The following is a 17,827-nucleotide window of genomic DNA, read 5'->3' as shown; positions in this document are numbered from 1 at the left end:
CCCTGCCAGGACACCTCGACGATGGTCTTCGACTCCTTCGACATCAAATCCCTGATCCGCCCTGTGATCGACTTCCCGAAACCGGGTGTGATCTTTCGCGACATCACCCCGCTGTTCCAGTCGCCCAAGGCCCTGCGCCTGGTGATGGACAGCTTCGCCCACCGCTATGTGGAAGCCGACTTCACCCACATCGGCGCGATGGATGCGCGTGGCTTCCTGATCGGTTCGGTGCTGGCCTATCAGCTGAACAAGCCGCTGGTGCTGTTCCGCAAGCAAGGCAAACTGCCGGCGGACGTGCTGGCTGAAGGCTACGCGACCGAGTACGGCGAAGCGTTCCTCGAAGTGCACGCCGACAGCCTGTGCGAAGGCGATTCGGTGGTGATGTTCGATGACCTGATCGCCACCGGCGGCACGCTGATCGCAGCGGCCAACCTGATCCGCCGCATGGGCGCCCGCGTTCATGAAGCGGCGGCGATCATCGATCTGCCGGAGCTGGGTGGTTCGCAGCGTCTGGAAGACATGGGGGTTCCGACGTTCTGCCTGACGCAGTTTGCGTTGACTGATAAGTAAGCAACACCGCGACGCCGATCGTTCCCACTCGTGTGGGAGCGATCATTCAGAGCCCCATCTGCTTGCTGATGATCTCGTTCATCACTTCCCGAGTCCCGCCGCCAATCGACAGGATGCGGTTATCCCGATACAGCCGCTCCACCCGGCTTTCGCGCATGTAACCCAGCCCGCCGAGTATCTGCACCGCTTCGGTGGTGATGCGGTCCGAGGTGTCCGTGGCGAAGTTTTTGGCCATGGAGATTTCCTTGATCACGCTCTGCCCCGCCGCCATCTTCGCCGCCTGCCGGTAGGTGAACTCCCGGGAGACTTCCAGCGCCGTGGCCATTTCCGCGAGGCGATGCTTGATCACCTGAAACTTGCCGATGGGTTTGCCGAACGCTTCACGCTCCTTCGCCCACTTCAGGCTCTCTTCCAGCGCCAGTTGCGCGGTCATGTTGGCCATCAATGCCAACGCCAGACGTTCGCTCTGGAAGTTGCCCATGATGCAGGCGAACCCCATGTTCTCCGCACCGATCAGGTTTCCCACAGGCACCCGGCAATCGTCGAAGAACAATTCAGCCGTGTCTGACGCCCACCAGCCCATTTTCTTCAGTTGCCGGCCGACGGTGAAACCCGGCGTGCCCTTCTCGATCAACAACAGGCTGATACCACCAAAACCGGGCGCACCGGTGCGCACTGCGACGGTGTAGTAATCGGCGCGCACGCCACTGGTGATAAAGGTTTTGCTGCCGCTGACCCGGTAATGATCGCCATCGCGTACAGCGCGGGTCTGCAGGCTGGCGACGTCGGAGCCACCGCCCGGCTCGGTCACCGCCAGCGCGCTGATTTTCTCGCCGCTGAGTACCAGAGGCACAACGCGATCCCGCACTTCGGGCCTGGCCCATTTGACGATCGGCGGCAGACCGATGTCGAGCGAGCCGAGCCCGGCCACCAGGCCGCCAGAGCCACAACGCATCAGTTCTTCGCTGGCAGCGATCTTGGCGAACAGATCACCTTCGTGACTGCCGCCCAGCGCTTCGGGATAACCGATGCCGAGGATGCCGGCCGCACCGGCCTTGAGATACAGCTCACGGGGGAAGTTTTCGGCTTCTTCCCACGCATCGATGTCCGGCAGGATCTCGCGCTCGACGAAACGTCTGACGCTGTCGCGGACCATTTGGTGGCTGGGGTCGAAGTATTCCTGGAAAGCGGGCATCGGCGAACTCCATGGAAGGGTTCGCCGAACTTAACCGAGCGCTTGCTTGGTTTTCAACAGGATTGTGTGGCTCAGAGGGAAATCGGCTTGCGCCCGGCAAACGAGTGCGCCAGCGTGCCGCCGTCCACCAGCTCAAGTTCGCCGCCCAACGGCACGCCGTGAGCGATACGTGAGGCGATCAGGCCTTTGTTCTGCAGCAACTGGGCGATGTAATGCGCGGTCGCTTCACCTTCCACGGTCGGGTTGGTGGCGAGGATGACTTCGGTAAAAGTACCCGCCTCTTCGATCCGCGCCATCAGTTGCGGAATACCGATGGCCTCCGGGCCGAGCCCGTCCAGCGGCGATAAATGCCCCTTGAGCACGAAGTAACGGCCACGGAACCCGGTCTGCTCGACCGCGTACACATCCATCGGCCCTTCCACCACGCACAGCAACGTGTCGTCACGGCGCGTATCGGCACATTGCGGGCACAGGTCGTCTTCGGTCAGCGTGCGGCACTGGCGGCAGTGTCCGACCCCTTCCATGGCCTGGCTCAAGGCCTGGGCCAGGCGCGTGCCGCCGCTGCGGTCACGTTCGAGCAACTGCAACGCCATACGCTGGGCAGTTTTCTGACCCACGCCCGGCAGAATTCGCAGGGCGTCGATCAGTTGGCGAATCAAAGGGCTGAAGCTCATGGGGAAAAAGTCCGACAAAACAACGAGACGCGGTTTATACCCGCGCCTCCGGCCAGCGTCAAATCCTCAGTCCTGGGCGACCCGCACCACCAGTTTGCCGAAGTTGCGCCCCTCCAGCAGCCCGATAAACGCTTGCGGCGCCTGCTCCAGGCCATCGACCACGTCTTCGCGGAATTTCACCTTGCCCTCGCGCACCCACGGCACCATGGCGCTGATGAATTCCGGCTGACGGTCGCCGTAGTCGTCGAACACGATAAAGCCCTGAATGCGTACACGCTTGGTCAGCAGGGTGCGTTGCAAGGCAGGCAAGCGATCCGGGCCTTTCGGCGCTTCCGTGGCGTTGTAGCCGGCGATCAGGCCGCACAACGGGATCCGTGCCTTGGGATTGAGCAGCGGGACGACCGCATCGAAGACATGGCCGCCGACGTTTTCGTAATAGATGTCGATGCCTTTCGGACAGGCCTTGGCCAGTTGTTCGGCGAAGTCCGGCGCCTTGTGATCGATACAGGCGTCGAAACCCAGTTCCTCGACCACGTATTTGCATTTCTCGGCACCACCGGCCACGCCGACGGCGCGCAGGCCTTTGATCTTGGCGACCTGACCGACCACCGAACCTACCGCACCCGACGCCGCAGCGACCACCAGGGTCTCCCCTGCTTTCGGCTGGCCAATATCCATCAGCCCCATGTAAGCGGTCATGCCCGGCATGCCCAGCACACCAAGGGCCATCGACGGACTCGGCAGCCCCGAAGGGATCGGGATGATGTTGCGCCCGTCGCTGAGGCTGTGGCTTTGCCAGCCCGTGACACCGACCACCAGATCGCCGACCTGGAATTTCGGATGACGCGATTGCTCGACCCGGCTGACAGCCCCGCCGGTCATCACCTCGCCGATTTGTACCGGCGCCGCGTAGGACGGCGCGTCGCTCATGCGTCCGCGCATGTAGGGATCGAGCGACAGGTAAAGGGTCTTGAGCAGCAACTGGCCGTCTTCAAGATCCGGCAGTGCCTCGCGCTCCAGACGGAAATTCTCGGGCGTCGGCGCGCCCACCGGCCGCGAGGCCAGCACGAAGCGTTGGTTGAGAGTCAGAGGGTCGGACATGTCAGCGTCTCCTGTGAATAGTGAATTCGTCGGTATAGGGAGCAGACCGTTGCAGCTATTGCGCGTTCGATGTTTCGTCAGCCGGAAACAAAAATGCCAGGCGCGATGCCTGGCATTTTTTGTAGCTCATCCAACCCGCCAAGGCGAATCAGAACGGCAGTTTCATACCGGCCGGCAGGTTCATGCCAGCGGTCATGCTGCCCATTTTCGCCTGGCTGTTGGCTTCGATCTGACGCACGGCGGCGTTGACGGCAGCGGCCACCAGATCCTCGACCACTTCACGGTCGTCTTCGTCCAGACCCGGCAGCACGCTTGGGTCGATACTGACTTTTTTCACGTCGTGACGACCGGTCATCACCACGGTGACCAGATCGCCGCCGGCCTTGCCGGTGACTTCTGCGTTGGCCAGCTCTTCCTGCATCTTGGCCATTTTTTCCTGCATCTGCTGCGCCTGCTTCATCAGGCCGGCCATGCCACCTTTCATCATGGTAATCACCTCAAAAGTACTTGGATCAATACAGCGCCCGGCGACTTGCGCCGAACGCCTTCAGTTATTAGCCCTGACTGACCAGGGCATCGACAGGTTCAATAGTATCGTGTCGCACGACCGCGCCGAACTGCTGCACCATCTGCTGGATGAACGGATCGCCGTGGATCGACTCCTCCGCCTCGCGCTGACGGTTGGCACGGCGCCGGGATGCGGCCTGAGCCGGAGTTTCCTGCTCGGGCTTGATCAGCTCCATGCTCAGGTTCAGCGTGCGGCCGTGGTACTGGTTCAAGGCATCATTCAGACGGCGCTGCTGAGTGGCGTTGAACAAGGCGCTATGGGCCGGGTCCAGGTGCATCAGCCAGTTGTCACCATCGACCGCGATCAGCGTGCAGTTGGCGGCGATGCTGCCGGTCATGCCGGAAATCGGCAGTTTCGGAAACAGTTCCAGCCATTGCAGGGCCAGACCGGTGGCAGGCGCGGCGGCGGGTTCCGGCTCGGATTCGGGGGCCGGTTCTGCGGCGTGCTCGCTGGCCAGATCATCGAGGTAACTGTAGGCCGAATCCATGTCCGGCTCTATGTAGTCTTCATCGAGCGGTGGCTCGTCGTCCATGTCCATGCCTGGCGTAAAGGCATCGACTTCGGCCACGGACGGCTCGGGGATCGGCGCAGCGGCCCATTCAGGCGCATCCGGCACGACGCTGTCCGGGGTCGGCAGCGGCATTGGCGGCAACTCTGGCTGCTCGGCGGCCGTTTCCAGCACCGGCTCTACCGCTGGCTGCTGCACAGGAGCGGGCTCTACCGGATCATTCCACGGCAGATCGACGACTTCTTCGACAGCGACCGGTTCGGGTTCCGGCTCAGGCACGGGTTCAGGTGCAATCACCGGGGCAACCGGCGCGGGCTCAGGTGCAGGTGCAACCACCGGAGCCGGCGCAACAGCCGCAGCAACTACCGGCGCAGGTTTCGGCGCGGCAGCCACTGAGTTTGCGGAATCAACTGTGGCCTGGCTGATCCCCACTGGCTTTAGCGGTTGCCTCGGGGCGTCCGCCGTGTCCGCCGGCCGGAAGGCCAGCATCCGCAGCAGAACCATTTCGAAACCGCCTCGCGGGTCCGGCGCCAGCGGCAAGTCGCGGCGACCGATCAGGCCCATCTGGTAATAGAACTGCACATCTTCGGCCGGCAAGGCCTGGGCCAGTGCCAGCACCCGGTCACGGTCGCCGTGGCCGTTGTCGACACCTTCCGGCAAGGCCTGGGCGATGGCGACGCGGTGCAGCACGTTGAGAATTTCCGAGAGTACGCCGTTCCAGTCCGGGCCCTGTTCAGCCAGGTGGCGTACGGCTTCGAGCAACGCCTTGGCGTCGCCTTCGATCAGGGAATGCAGGACGTCATAGACCTGACCGTGGTCCAGCGTGCCGAGCATCGCCCGTACGTCGGTGGCCAGAACCTTGCCTTCACCGAAGGCGATGGCCTGGTCGGTCAGGCTCATGGCGTCGCGCATCGAACCGTCGGCCGCGCGGCCGAGCAGCCACAGGGCGTCGTCTTCGAACGGTACGTTTTCGGCGGTCAGGACGTGGGTCAGATGCTCGACCACACGCTCGGGCGTCATGTTCTTCAGGGAGAACTGCAGGCATCGCGACAAAATCGTTGCCGGAAGTTTCTGCGGGTCGGTGGTCGCCAGGATGAACTTGACGTAGGGCGGCGGCTCTTCGAGGGTTTTCAGCAGCGCATTGAAGGAATGGCTGGAGAGCATGTGCACTTCGTCGATCAGGTAGACCTTGAAGCGCCCACGGCTCGGGGCGTACTGCACGTTGTCGAGCAGCTCGCGGGTGTCCTCGACCTTGGTCCGGCTCGCGGCGTCGATCTCGATCAGGTCGACGAAGCGGCCTTCATCGATCTCGCGGCACACCGAACACTCGCCGCAGGGGCTTGAAGTGATACCTGTTTCACAGTTCAGACATTTGGCGATGATTCGCGCAATCGTCGTCTTGCCGACGCCCCGCGTCCCGGTGAACAGGTAGGCGTGGTGCAGGCGCTGGCTGTCCAAGGCATTGATCAGAGCCTTGAGCACATGGGTCTGGCCGACCATTTCGCGGAACGAGCGCGGACGCCATTTACGTGCAAGAACCTGATAACTCATCGAAAACCGTCGCGGCAAAGGAAGCAGAAGCGGCTAATGCTAGCGGAGCAAGGGCAAAATTGCATCCGGTGCGCTCTTCTATTCTGGCTAAGCTGCATGGGCGAGGGCTTTTGTCGGCTCGGGATCGGGAATTACCGGAGCGTTTATGCGGTGGGCCGTGGGGGCATTACTGGGAATCAGCCTGAACGTGATGGCCGCGCAGCCGCCTCTGCGTTTTGCCATGGCCGACAGCTGGGCGATGCCGCTGGTGCAATACGAACGTGGCCGCCCGACCCAGGGCATTCTTTACGACATGATGCTTAGCCTCGCGACCCAGGTCGGCGTGCCGGCGGAGTTTCACGTCCTGCCCCGCACCCGGGTGCAGAGCGCCATGGAACACGGTGAGGTCGACGTGCGCTGTTATGCCGCGCAATCCTGGCTGCCGAACCAGTCCGGCGATTACATCTGGAGCATTCCACTGTTCTTTCAGCGTGATCTGCTGATCAGCCGCCAGGATCAACCCTCCAGCGTCGATCCGGCCCACCTGCCCCGCCAGTCGATCGGCACCGTGCTTGGCTACAGCTACCCCACCCTGCAACCACTGTTCGACGCCGACCGCCTATGGCGCGAAGACGCGCGCAATCAGGAACAAGTGCTGGAGAAACTCCTGGCCGGTCGCTACCACTACGCCGTGAGCAATCAATGGACCCTGGACTGGTTCAACCAGCGCCTGCTGCCGGGGCAACAACTGCAAGGGGTGGCGGTATTGCAGGAGCAGCAGGTCGGCTGTTACGTGCGCAACGATCCGGATGTTCCCGTGCAGCGAATATTGAGGACGTTGCTGCGGATGAAAATGTCGGGGGAGATTGATGACATTATCCGGTTGTATACCGGTACCCCCGAAAACGCCCCATGAGCCTTTGAATCGCTCGATCAATGCCCCGCCGTATCGCGGAATCTCTGGTATTCGTGATACTCGACCCACGCCACCACATCGTATGGCACGTAAAGCTTCAGCCTGGCGCGGGAGATGGCGATGTACACGGCGCAGATCCGTTGATCGAACGCGTAGGCATCCTTGAATTTTTCGTTGGTCAGCAGCCCCGGCGTCAGCAGCACCTTGTCAAACTCCATGCCGCCCGCCTCTTCCGCCAGCATCAGCATGCAGCCGTTGCCAGTGTTGTCGATCATTCGGTTCAGGCGCGTCAGGTCGGCAATCATGAAGCCGTTTTCCAGCTTGGCCTTGACCCGCAGGAACGACTCGTCGAACCGGTTGGCGTCGCACACCGCTTGCCAGTCAGGCAGGTCGCTGAAGTACGGATGCACGCCGTTTTCGCTGAATTCCGAGCGGTAGAAGTCCGGTTTGAACAGTTCGATGGCGGTGGCCATGAAATGCTTGAGATCATCCTGGGTGCGCTTGTCCGGGAATCTGAATTTGCAGTTGGAATCGTGCAGGTGGATGGCCCAGATCATGCTGTCCCACGGCGAGGCCGTCAGCACCACGCAACCTTCGGAAGGCACGAAACCTTCCGGGTACTCCTTGATGACGACGTCGGCGTCACTGGCGCCTTCGAACGGAATCTTGCCCTTCTGCGAGTGCCGGGCGATCAACGGATTGACCAGCCGCTCGACGTTACGGCCCGAGCGCACGGAATAGCTGATATCGCTTTGGCGAACCTCACGCTGCCGTTTGACCGATACGCCGCTGGCCTGCTGGTACTCGTCGCCGAGGGTGATCAGCACCTGGCGGCCACGCTCGATGATCTGCAACAGCGAGCCGGGAATGTCCTGACTTTCGTCGATCAGTACGTGCGTGTAGCGCGCCGGCACCACGCAACCGGCGATACAGGCGCGCTTGATCATCAGCAGCGCTTCGAAACCGGTCTGGCTGCCCCACGCCGGATTGAGCTCGAGGTAGCCCCACAGCCGGCTCGAATACTCCAGCAACACTTGCGCGTCCACGCTGGAGAGCGGCTGGTTGAAATGCGGCAGATGCTTCGCCGAAAAAGTGTGATCGCGGAAACGGCAGTAGCGCTCGATCACTTTGAGGCAGAGTTCAAGGGTCGCCTGCCCGTCGTGGTGGCGAAAACCGTAGATGTTCAGTTCCTGCGCCAGCGCCTGTCGACTCGGGATTCGAGCAGCCCCTTCCGGCTGAGGCCTGCGACCGAGCATCAGCGACTGGGCAAACGCCAGGAAGGTCTTGCCGGCCTTCTTCTCGCTCGGCCCCACCATGCGCTGGCGAAGGACTTCAAGCTTGGCCGGGGTGCGCGCCAGCAACAGGGTCTTTTCCGGCCGCAAATGCTCCAGCAACGCCACCAGCAGATGGCTTTTGCCAATCCCTGCGTAGCCTTGAACGTGCAGGTCTTCGTCCAGATTGGCGCGGAAGGTTCTGACCAGTTTGTCTTGTGCCGGGCTCAGCCAGCGTTCGCGCTGCCGGGGCGTCACGATCTGCTGACTGAACGGGTCATGGCTGCGATGGCGCCGGACTTTGTATTCGAAATCCCACTGACCATCGGGCAACAAGTAGTCGCGTGCGGACACTTCTTCGGCCAGCAGAAATCGCAGGTTCAGCGGTTGGAGGACCTTCAGGCCGAAATACAATTTGCGCGGATCGAACAGTCGCTGGGCTTCGGACAGCAGGCCCGCCGTTGTTGACTGCCGCTTTTCGACAGCCCAGGACAAGAGCTTGGCCAGAATCTTTTCTGCCGCCACGGCACCGAGATCCTGCTCTGTCGTCTGTACCAGATTCTGGATGACCAGCACTGCCGCCAACTCTGGGTCGGTCAGGGCTTCGAGGGCTTTGGTGCCACTCGCCTGCAACAGGTTCGCGCAGGTTTCATCCGTGACAGGCAAGAACACGGGGCTGGATAGATCGGAATGTTCCGGGAGCATAAAACCTCGCGGCCAGGGCCCAGACCTTGCTAGGTCGATCCTGGCCAGACTCTTCATTTATTTCAGTTGTGGCGAGTATGCGGGATCGCAAGGGAAATGATTACCCCGCGTCGACGCCGTTGCTAGCAGAGGGTTTGGGGACGAACCACCAAATCGCAGGCATAAAAAAACCGCATTGGGCGAAACCCATGCAGTTCGGCGTTGATTCGTTCGATGTTCGTTAAGGTGGTAACCCTACCAGCCACACCCCGGCACACAATGTTCCCGCTGTGGCTGCTGCCTTCCGGCTCTGACCAGATTCACGGGTAATCGTTGCGGGGGGACCGATAGGGTCACCATAACGACGCTCACCTGTCGGCGAGCCGCGCCATTGTACCTATCTGAGACGAAGTTACAACCGCTGGTTGCAGATTAAAAATATGAAGGGCTTCAAGCACTTGCTATTGCGCCTGAAGCACCTCGTCCGCGCGGCCGCCCTCTTGCTGGATCACCAGATGAATGAAGTGCAGCTTGGCGATTGCCGCCGGCGGCAGCACGAAGGGATAGAAATCCGGCTGGCCCATGCTGCGCGACAGTTCGTTGAGCATGCCGGCCAGTTCGATCCACGCGTTGACGAACGACAGGAACGCCGCGCCGCCGGGATGTTCGGGGTCGTACAGCGTGCTCGACGGAAACGGCTGGTAGTCGAGGTCCATCTCCCGGGCGCTCATGCCGAAGCCCAGCGCCGTGTCCACCGCATCCATCATGTGCAGGTAATGCGCCCAGGTTTCCGCCCAGTCTTCCCACGGGTGCATGGTGGCGTAGGCGCTGACGTAATGCTGCGACCAGTCGGCCGGCGCGCCCTGTTGATAATGCCGCTCCAGCGCCTCGGCATAACTGGCGCGTTCGTCGCCGAACAGGTTGCGAAATGAACCCAGCCAAGGGCCGTTGGCGATCAACCGATCCCAGTAGTAATGCCCGACCTCATGGCGAAAATGCCCGAGCAATGTGCGATAGGGTTCGTGCATCTGCGCCCGGACCTGTTCGCGGTGGGCGTCGTCGGCTTCTGCAATATCGAGGGTGATCAAGCCATTGGCGTGGCCGGTCATGGGAGCATTGCCCTCCAGATCGACGCCGATGAAATCGAACGCCAGGCCGGTGTCTTCATCGACGGTTTTCGGGATGACCGGCAGCCCGAGGCTGATCAGTTGCGCCACCAGTCGGCGCTTGGCGATTTCCACCTTTCGCCAGCGTTCGGGGTTCTCCGGGACGGACAGATCGGGAATGGTGCGATTCAGATCACAGGCCGCGCACAGGGTGTCGTGATCGTTGGCGGGCAGCAGCCAGTTGCAGGCCGCCGGGGTATCGAGATTGGCGCAACGCCGGAACAGGCCGGCTTCGGGATCGACATCCAGCGTCCAGGCGCCCTCTTGCGGCCCCGGTTGCAGCGAGGTCAGCCGACTGTGTTCCGGTTGATAACCCAGCGCCGCGTTACAGGCCAGGCACTGGCTGTTGCGAAAGAACAGCGACTGGCCGCAGCGGCACGGCCAGACTTTGCTGTTGCGCGAGGATTCGCCCATGAACGGCGCGACGATGCGGGAACTGAGCTGCTCGAAAAAGCGGTACATGGCGATCTCTCCTGGGGCTTGCCAAGACTAGATCATTCCCGCGAGTTGATCGTTCCCGCGCGTTGCGTCAGGCGGAAATACCGTGTCCTTTCAGGAACGCGATAAACGCCTCTTCGTCCATGACCTTCACGCCCAACTCGTTGGCCTTGGTCAGTTTCGACCCGGCGCCTGGCCCCGCGACCACACAATGGGTCTTGGCCGACACGGAACCGGCGACCTTGGCGCCGAGGCTTTCCAGGTGCTCCTTGGCGACGTCGCGGCTCATCAGCTCGACCTTGCCGGTCAGTACCCAGGTTTCGCCGGAAAGCGGCAGGCCTTCGACGACTTTCTTTTCGCTCTGCCAGTGCATGCCGAAATCGCGCAGTTGCTTCTCGGCACTTTCCGCCAATTGCCGATGCTCGGGCAATTCGAAAAACTCACGAACCGAGTTCGCCTGTTTCTCCGGCAATGCCTGGCGCATGTCCAGCCAGTCAGCGTTCATCACGCCTTCCAGCGTTTCGAACTTGTCCGCCAGTTTCTGCGCCCCGCCCGGCCCCACCGAAGGGATGTGCAGCTTGTCGAGGAAACCGCCCAGCGTGGTGCTCGCGGCAAACTCGGCGCCCAGCTCGCCCTGATCCTGAATCTGCAAACCGTGGCCCAGCAATTCGGTAATCACCTGCTGGTTGTGCGCATCTTCAAAGAAGCTGTGAATCTCGTGCGCCACTTCCAGGCCGATGTCCGGCAGGTACGTCAGCACTTGCGGCAAGGCTTGCTGGACGCGCTCCAGCGCCCCCAGCGAGCGGGCCAGCACCTTGGCGGTCTCCTCGCCGACATCCGGGATACCCAGCGCATAGATGAAGCGCGCCAGGCCCGGCTTCTTGCTGTCTTCGATGGCGGCCAGCAACTTGTTGCTCGACACCTCGGCAAAGCCTTCGAGGTCGACGATGTCATCGAACTTCAGCGCATAAAGATCGGCCGGCGAACTGACCAGACCTTCGTCAACCAGTTGCTCGACGCTCTTGTCACCGAGGCCTTCGATGTCCATCGCCCGACGGGAAACGAAGTGAATGATCGCCTGCTTGAGCTGCGCACCGCAGGCCAGACGACCGACGCAGCGATACACCGCGCCTTCGCTGATGGTTTCCTTGCCTTTGCTGCGTTTGACCAGTTGCGTGCGTTCGACGTGGGAGCCGCAGACCGGGCAGCTCTCGGGAATCTGCACCGGCCGCGCATCTTCCGGGCGGCGCTCGATGACCACTTGCACCACTTGCGGGATCACATCACCGGCACGGCGAATGATCACCGTGTCGCCGATCATCAGACCCAGCCGCGCAACTTCGTCCATGTTGTGCAGCGTGGCGTTGGCTACGGTGACGCCGGCGACCTTTACCGGTTTCAAGCGCGCCACGGGAGTGACGGCACCAGTGCGGCCAACCTGGAATTCCACGTCGAGCAGTTCGGTGAGCTCTTCCATGGCCGGGAATTTGTGCGCAATGGCCCAGCGCGGTTCGCGGGCGCGGAAGCCCAGTTCGCGCTGGTCGGCAATGCTGTTGACCTTGAATACGACACCGTCGATTTCATAGGCCAGCGAGTTACGGCGCTCACCGATATCGCGGTAGTAATCCAGGCATTCGCCGATGCCCTTGGCCAGTTTCAATTCGTGGCTGATCGGCATGCCCCAGGCTTGCAGCTGCTTGAGGTTGCCGATGTGAGTATCGGAGATGTCGTGGGACACCTGGCCGATGCCGTAGCAGCAGAATTCCAACGGGCGATTGGCGGTGATCTTCGAGTCCAGCTGACGCAGGCTGCCGGCCGCCGCGTTGCGCGGGTTGGCGAACGTCTTGCCGCCGACTTCCAGTTGCGAGGCGTTGAGACGCTCGAAACCGGCCTTGGACATGAACACTTCGCCGCGCACTTCCAGCGTCGCCGGCCAGCCTTCGCCGTGCAGCTTCAGCGGAATGTTGCGCACCGTGCGCACGTTGACGCTGATGTCTTCGCCGGTGGTGCCGTCGCCGCGCGTGGCACCGCGCACCAGCACGCCGTCCTGATACAGGAGGCTGACCGCCAGGCCATCGAGTTTCGGCTCGCAACTGTATTCCACCGCCGCACCACCGCCGAACAGATCACCGGCCGGCAGGTCCAGACCTTCGGTCACCCGGCGGTCGAACTCGCGCATGTCGGTTTCTTCGAAGGCGTTGCCGAGGCTGAGCATCGGCACTTCGTGACGCACCTGGGTAAATGCGGTCAGCGCCACGCTGCCGACGCGCTGGGTCGGCGAGTCGCTGGTGATCAGTTCCGGGTTGGCCGCTTCCAGCGCCTTGAGCTCGTGGAACAACCGGTCGTACTCGGCATCCGGAATGCTCGGCTCATCGAGGACGTGATAACGGTAGTTGTGCTGATCGAGTTCAGCGCGCAGCTCTAGAATGCGGTCTTTGGCGGCAGTCATGGGTGTTCTCTCATAAAGCAAAAGAGCAGCCGAGGCTGCTCAATCTATTTTGCCGATTGCCCCTTTATTGCGAGGCAACCTTTTCAATCAACGCTTCTGGGTCAGGGCGCGGCGTTCGAATTCGACGATGCGCTGACGGTAGTGCTCGATGGTCTGCGCGGTCAGGACGCTGCGCTGGTCATCTTTCAATTCGCCGTTCAGCTCCTGGGACAGCTTGCGGGCTGCCGCCACCATCACGTCGAAGGCCTGCTTCGGATGACGCGGACCTGGCAGGCCGAGGAAGAAGCTCACCGCCGGAGTGCTGAAATGGTCGATGTCGTCCAGATCGAAGATGCCCGGCTTGACTGCGTTGGCCATGGAGAACAGCACTTCGCCGTTGCCGGCCATGCTTTCGTGACGGTGGAAGATGTCCATCTCGCCGAAACGCAGACCGCTTTCCAGAATGTTCTGCAACAGTGCCGGGCCCTTGAAGCCGGCCGGGTCGCGGCAGATCACGCTGATCACCAGTACTTCTTCGGCTTGCGGCTGATCCTTGTCGGCAACGGCCGGCGAAGACTTGGCGACAGGCTCGATGAAGTCATCGTCACGACTGCTGAAGCTCGGGCCGCCGTCCAGGTCCAGATCGAGGTTCAGGTCGCCCTGGGCCGGACCGTTGTTGCCACGCTTGCCGCGCTTGGAACCGGATTCGCGAGGCTCGCGTGGTTCGCGGGCCGGCATGCTCACCGATGGCAGATCGTGTTCGTCCAGTTGCGGCTCTTTATGAGTATCCAGCACGCGGGCCGGGCCCAACAGCTCGGCGCTGGTGTCCTCGTCCGGCAGGTTGGACAGACTTCGGTCAAGACGGAATTTCAGTTTTCCCTTGCCGCCGCGCATACGGCGCCAGCCATCGAAAAGAATACCGGCTATCACAATGATGCCGATGACGATCAGCCACTCGCGCAGACCGATTTCCATGTAATCCCGTGCCTCTATAAAAAATGCTGAAAAATAAGGGGTTTACACTGTGCAAACCGCTTTAAAACGTGGCGCCAACTCTATGTTCTGACAGGCGTTTTGCCCACGTATACGAAAAATTGACATTAAACTAGCACGACCAAAGACAACTTTACACCGTCTGTCGAAATCGCCGCGCAAATTGTGTCGAATTGCCACTTTCATTCAAATAGCCCACCTGTCGTCAGCTTTGCGCAGCTCAGCTGCAAGTTGCGAGCTACAAGCCACAAGCTCTTCTCTTACAGCTCGCAGCTTATCGCTCGAAGCTGCGCCGCTAGGCGTCCACCATCGCCATCGCCTCCTCGACATCCACGGCTACCAGTCGCGAACATCCCGGCTCGTGCATCGTCACGCCCATCAACTGCTCGGCCATTTCCATGGCGATCTTGTTGTGGGTGATATAGATGAACTGCACGGTCTGCGACATCTCTTTGACCAAGCGTGCGTAGCGTCCAACGTTAGCGTCATCCAGTGGCGCGTCAACCTCATCGAGCATGCAGAACGGCGCCGGATTCAACTTGAAGATCGCAAAAACCAGTGCCAGTGCGGTCAGGGCTTTTTCGCCGCCGGAGAGCAAATGGATGGTGCTGTTCTTCTTTCCGGGCGGCTGCGCCATGATCGTCACCCCTGTATCGAGTAGATCTTCGCCCGTCAGTTCCAAATACGCGCGTCCGCCACCGAAAACTTTCGGGAAAAGCGCCTGTAAACCGCCATTGATCTGATCAAAGGTATCTTTGAAACGGTTACGGGTTTCCTTGTCGATCTTGCGGATGACGTTTTCCAGCGTCTCCAGGGCTTCCACCAGATCGGCGTCCTGAGCATCCAGATAACGTTTACGCTCGGATTGTTGCGTGTATTCGTCGATCGCCGCGAGGTTGATCGCGCCCAGTCGCTGAATGCGTGCGGCGATGCGTTCCAGTTCTTCTTCGGCTTCCTTCTCACTGGCCTCGGCGCTCAAGGTATCGAGTACGCCGTGCAAATCGTAGCCGTCTTCCAGCAGTTGATCCTGCAGCGCCTTGCGGCGCACGGTCAGGGCCTGCCATTCCATGCGTTGCTGTTCCAGCTGGCCACGGATCAATTGCGATTGCTGCTCGGCCTGGGTCCGGCGTTTTTCCGCGTCGCGCAGTTCGCGGTCGGCGTCTTCCAGGGCGATTTGAGCAGTCTTGAGTTCGTCGTCGACACTCATGCGCTTGTCGAGCAACTCTTCGAGCTTGAGGCGCAGCTCTTCCAGCGGCGCCTCGCCCTCCTCCAGATTCAGGCTGAGCTGTTCACGTTTTTCGGTGAGGCGCTCGGCCTGCATTTCCAGACGCTCCAGCGCCTGGCGGGTCGAATCATGCTGCGCCCGCAGCGAGCCAAGACGCACGGCCAATTGATGAGCGTGATCCTTGTGCTGGCGGGCTTCCTGACGCACCCGGTCGAGGCGTTCGCGCAGGCTGTCGCGCTGGGCCAGCAGCAATTCGCGCTGCTCGGTGTCGAGGGCCATGGCGTCGAGGGCGTCCTGCAACTGGATCCGCGCTTCGCCGATGTTTTCGTGTTCCAGTTCGCGTTGCTCGGCGAGTTCGACCAGTTCTTCGTCGAGGCGGGTACGGCGCAGGGTCAACTGTTCTGCCTTGGCTTTGCCGGCGGACAGTTGAGCTTTCAATTCACCCTGCTGACGAGCTTCGTCCTGCAGCAAACGACGCAGATGTTCGCGACCGTTTTCCTGCTGACGCTGTTGCGCACGCAGGGTTTGCAGACGGGTTTCCATGGCTTCGACCGTGGCTTCGCGCTCTTCGCGTTCCGCATGCAACGATTCGATTTCCTGGCCGCGCGCGAGCATGCCGCTTTCGGCCTCGCTGGCACGGCGTACCCGCAGGAAGTGCCGACCGACCCAGTAGCCGTCGCGACTGATCTGGCTCTGGCCGGCAGCCAGTTGGCCGCGCAATGCCAGTGCCTGCTCAAGGCTGTCGACCGGTTTGACCTGACCCAGCCATGGCGACAGATCAACCTGCGCCTCGACCTTGTCCAGCAGGCTGCCGGCCACGCGCACGCCGTCATTGCCGGGGCTGAGCAAACGCAGATCGCCCTGGGCAAAACCGGACAGATCGAAACCAGCGAAGTCATCCACCAGTACCGCTTGCAGGTCGGCGCCGAGCACGGTTTCCACCGCCAGCTCCCAACCGGCCTCGACCTTCAGGCCTTCGGCCAGACGCGGGCGCTCGGCGAGGTTGTGTTCCTTCAGCCATTCGGCGGTGCCGGTGCCCGGATCGAGCGCGGCCTGCTGCAAGGCTTCGAGGGACGCGAGGCGACCGTTGAGCCGCTGCAAATCGCCCTGCGCCTGTTGTTGCGCAGTCAACGCTTGCTGCAACTCCTGACGCAGTTGCTCGAGTTTTTCGACCTGGGCTTCTTCACTGGTCTGCAGATCTTCAAGGGTGGCCTCGGACTCGGCGAGCTGCTCGCTGAGTTCCATGATCGCCGCGTCTTCCGGATCGGCGGAGAGCAGCGCGCGCTCTTCGCCCAGACGTTTTTGCCGGTCGGCCAGACGCTCCATGCTGGTTTCCAGCTGCTGGATGCGCGACTGCTGCACTTCGGCCTGACGGCGCGGTTCGGCGGCGGTCAGGTTGAAGGCGTCCCACTGCTCCTGCCAGCCGTGCATGACGGTTTCGGAATCTTCCAGCGCCGCGGCGGCTTCTTCAGCAGCGGCGTTGGTGATTTCCTGCTCCGGGGTCAGTTGATCGAGCTCTTCGCCGAGGGTCAGCAGCAAGGTACGGTCGTGGCCCAGGTGCGATTCGGTTTCGAGGCGCGCGCGCTCGGCTTCCTTCAGGTCGTCCTGCAACTGGCGCAAGCGTTGCTGGCCGTGCTGGATGCTCTGCTCGACCCGGGCGATGTCACCGCCGACCGAATAGAAGCGCCCCTGCACCAGATTGAAGCGCTCGGACAGGTCATGGTGACCGTCGCGCAGGCGCTCAATGGCGGCATCGGCGTTACGTTGCTCGGCGACCAGCGCTTCGAAGCTGATTTCCTGGTTGCCGATGATCGATTCGCGCTGACCGACCTGATCGTTCAGATCCTGCCAGCGCAGGGCCGACAGTTGCGCCTTGAGCTGGCGCTCTTCGGCCTTGAATTCCTGATACTTCCTCGCGGCCTCGGCCTGGCGGTGCAGGCGCTCGAGCTGGCGCTCAAGCTCTTCACGCAGGTCGGTCAGGCGAGCGAGGTTTTCGTGGGTGCGGCGGATGCGGTTTTCAGTCTCGCGCCGGCGCTCCTTGTACTTGGAGATGCCGGCGGCTTCTTCGATGAAGTTGCGCAGGTCTTCCGGCTTGGACTCGATCAGCTTGGAGATCATCCCCTGTTCGATGATCGAGTAACTGCGCGGGCCGAGGCCGGTGCCAAGGAAAATGTCAGTGATGTCGCGGCGACGGCATTTGGCGCCGTTGAGGTAATAAGTCGTCTGGCTGTCGCGGGTCACTTTGCGGCGGATCGAAATTTCCGCGTACGCCGCCCACTCGCCCAGCAGCGTGCCGTCGGAGTTGTCGAACACCAGTTCGATGCTCGCCTGACTCACCGGTTTACGACTGGTCGAGCCGTTGAAGATGACGTCGGTCATCGACTCGCCGCGCAGGTTCTTGGCCGAGCTTTCGCCCATCACCCAGCGTACGGCGTCGATGATGTTCGACTTGCCGCAACCGTTCGGCCCGACGACCGCCGCCATGTTGCTGGGGAAGTTCACCGTGGTCGGGTCGACGAAGGATTTGAACCCCGCCAGTTTGATGCACTTGAGGCGCAAG

12 protein-coding genes and 1 other RNA gene are annotated in these 17,827 nt (G+C 61.7%); 2 read left to right on the top strand and 11 right to left on the bottom strand.

Translation table 11 applies throughout. The features are described from left to right. Window positions 1–21: 21 nt before the first annotated feature. Window positions 22–570 (top strand): adenine phosphoribosyltransferase, encoded by a 549-nt coding sequence (locus R1A29_RS08700; protein WP_438301170.1) that lies wholly within the window; start codon window positions 22–24, stop codon window positions 568–570. A gap of 46 nt (window positions 571–616) precedes the next feature. On the opposite strand, the gene R1A29_RS08695 is transcribed toward R1A29_RS08700, so the two are convergent. The 5 genes from R1A29_RS08695 to dnaX all read right to left on the bottom strand — a co-directional run bounded on the left by R1A29_RS08695 (window position 617) and on the right by dnaX (window position 6,167). After that, entirely contained in the window at window positions 617–1,765 is a 1,149-nt protein-coding gene (locus tag R1A29_RS08695; RefSeq protein ID WP_438301169.1) for an acyl-CoA dehydrogenase family protein, read from the bottom strand. A 71-nt stretch (window positions 1,766–1,836) separates the two neighbouring features. After that, window positions 1,837–2,439 carry a recombination mediator RecR gene (recR, locus tag R1A29_RS08690; protein ID WP_064378769.1) on the bottom strand — a complete coding sequence of 201 codons (603 nt, stop codon included), beginning with the start codon at window positions 2,437–2,439 and terminating at the stop codon, window positions 1,837–1,839. A 66-nt stretch (window positions 2,440–2,505) separates the two neighbouring features. Continuing rightward, the gene (locus tag R1A29_RS08685) at window positions 2,506–3,540 is read right to left on the bottom strand and encodes an NADP-dependent oxidoreductase (protein WP_408986973.1); all 1,035 of its coding nucleotides are present in this window, start codon (window positions 3,538–3,540) and stop codon (window positions 2,506–2,508) included. A gap of 148 nt (window positions 3,541–3,688) precedes the next feature. Then, window positions 3,689–4,027, bottom strand: coding sequence for a YbaB/EbfC family nucleoid-associated protein (locus R1A29_RS08680; RefSeq protein WP_007951650.1), 339 nt, complete (start codon window positions 4,025–4,027; stop codon window positions 3,689–3,691). A 67-nt stretch (window positions 4,028–4,094) separates the two neighbouring features. Further along, entirely contained in the window at window positions 4,095–6,167 is a 2,073-nt protein-coding gene (gene dnaX, locus R1A29_RS08675; protein ID WP_438301168.1) for a DNA polymerase III subunit gamma/tau, read from the bottom strand. Window positions 6,168–6,312: 145 nt separating this feature from the next. On the opposite strand from dnaX, the gene R1A29_RS08670 reads away from it, so the two are divergent. Further along, window positions 6,313–7,062, top strand: coding sequence for a substrate-binding periplasmic protein (locus R1A29_RS08670; protein WP_438301167.1), 750 nt, complete (start codon window positions 6,313–6,315; stop codon window positions 7,060–7,062). A gap of 17 nt (window positions 7,063–7,079) precedes the next feature. On the opposite strand, the gene R1A29_RS08665 is transcribed toward R1A29_RS08670, so the two are convergent. The 6 genes from R1A29_RS08665 to smc all read right to left on the bottom strand — a co-directional run bounded on the left by R1A29_RS08665 (window position 7,080) and on the right by smc (window position 17,826). After that, a complete protein-coding gene (locus tag R1A29_RS08665) occupies window positions 7,080–9,038 on the bottom strand; it encodes a hypothetical protein (RefSeq protein WP_438301166.1) in 1,959 nt (652 codons plus the stop codon). A 232-nt stretch (window positions 9,039–9,270) separates the two neighbouring features. Next, an RNA gene (ffs, locus tag R1A29_RS08660) (signal recognition particle sRNA small type) lies at window positions 9,271–9,367 on the bottom strand. Between the two features lie 111 nt (window positions 9,368–9,478). Next, on the bottom strand, window positions 9,479–10,645 hold the full coding sequence (locus R1A29_RS08655; protein WP_438301165.1) for a zinc-binding metallopeptidase family protein: 1,167 nt from the start codon (window positions 10,643–10,645) through the stop codon (window positions 9,479–9,481). A 67-nt stretch (window positions 10,646–10,712) separates the two neighbouring features. After that, window positions 10,713–13,070, bottom strand: a complete 2,358-nt coding sequence (gene ligA / locus R1A29_RS08650; RefSeq protein WP_438301163.1) for an NAD-dependent DNA ligase LigA — start codon at window positions 13,068–13,070, stop codon at window positions 10,713–10,715. A gap of 87 nt (window positions 13,071–13,157) precedes the next feature. Then, window positions 13,158–14,024 (bottom strand): cell division protein ZipA, encoded by an 867-nt coding sequence (gene zipA / locus R1A29_RS08645; RefSeq protein ID WP_134826014.1) that lies wholly within the window; start codon window positions 14,022–14,024, stop codon window positions 13,158–13,160. Window positions 14,025–14,337: 313 nt separating this feature from the next. Further along, window positions 14,338–17,826, bottom strand: a complete 3,489-nt coding sequence (gene smc / locus R1A29_RS08640) for a chromosome segregation protein SMC (protein ID WP_438301162.1) — start codon at window positions 17,824–17,826, stop codon at window positions 14,338–14,340. Window position 17,827 lies beyond the last annotated feature (1 nt).

Origin of the sequence: Pseudomonas sp. NMS19W (assembly GCF_051554255.1) — a bacterium.
Taxonomy (GTDB): Bacteria; Pseudomonadota; Gammaproteobacteria; order Pseudomonadales; family Pseudomonadaceae; genus Aquipseudomonas; species Aquipseudomonas kribbensis.
The sequence above is the reverse complement of the archived record's forward strand: the minus strand, read 5'-3'. Positions and strand labels throughout refer to the sequence as shown.

Bases quoted from the DNA above. Each gene is read 5' to 3' on its own strand.
- R1A29_RS08655 (WP_438301165.1), bottom strand. From the start codon at position 10,645: ATGTACCGCTTTTTCGAGCAGCTCAGTTCCCGCATCGTCGCGCCGTTC.
- R1A29_RS08700 (WP_438301170.1), top strand. From the start codon at position 22: ATGGTCTTCGACTCCTTCGACATCAAATCCCTGATCCGCCCTGTGATC.
- ligA (WP_438301163.1), bottom strand. From the start codon at position 13,070: ATGACTGCCGCCAAAGACCGCATTCTAGAGCTGCGCGCTGAACTCGAT.
- R1A29_RS08695 (WP_438301169.1), bottom strand. From the start codon at position 1,765: ATGCCCGCTTTCCAGGAATACTTCGACCCCAGCCACCAAATGGTCCGC.
- zipA (WP_134826014.1), bottom strand. From the start codon at position 14,024: ATGGAAATCGGTCTGCGCGAGTGGCTGATCGTCATCGGCATCATTGTG.
- recR (WP_064378769.1), bottom strand. From the start codon at position 2,439: ATGAGCTTCAGCCCTTTGATTCGCCAACTGATCGACGCCCTGCGAATT.
- R1A29_RS08680 (WP_007951650.1), bottom strand. From the start codon at position 4,027: ATGATGAAAGGTGGCATGGCCGGCCTGATGAAGCAGGCGCAGCAGATG.
- R1A29_RS08685 (WP_408986973.1), bottom strand. From the start codon at position 3,540: ATGTCCGACCCTCTGACTCTCAACCAACGCTTCGTGCTGGCCTCGCGG.
- R1A29_RS08665 (WP_438301166.1), bottom strand. From the start codon at position 9,038: ATGCTCCCGGAACATTCCGATCTATCCAGCCCCGTGTTCTTGCCTGTC.
- R1A29_RS08670 (WP_438301167.1), top strand. From the start codon at position 6,313: ATGCGGTGGGCCGTGGGGGCATTACTGGGAATCAGCCTGAACGTGATG.
- dnaX (WP_438301168.1), bottom strand. From the start codon at position 6,167: ATGAGTTATCAGGTTCTTGCACGTAAATGGCGTCCGCGCTCGTTCCGC.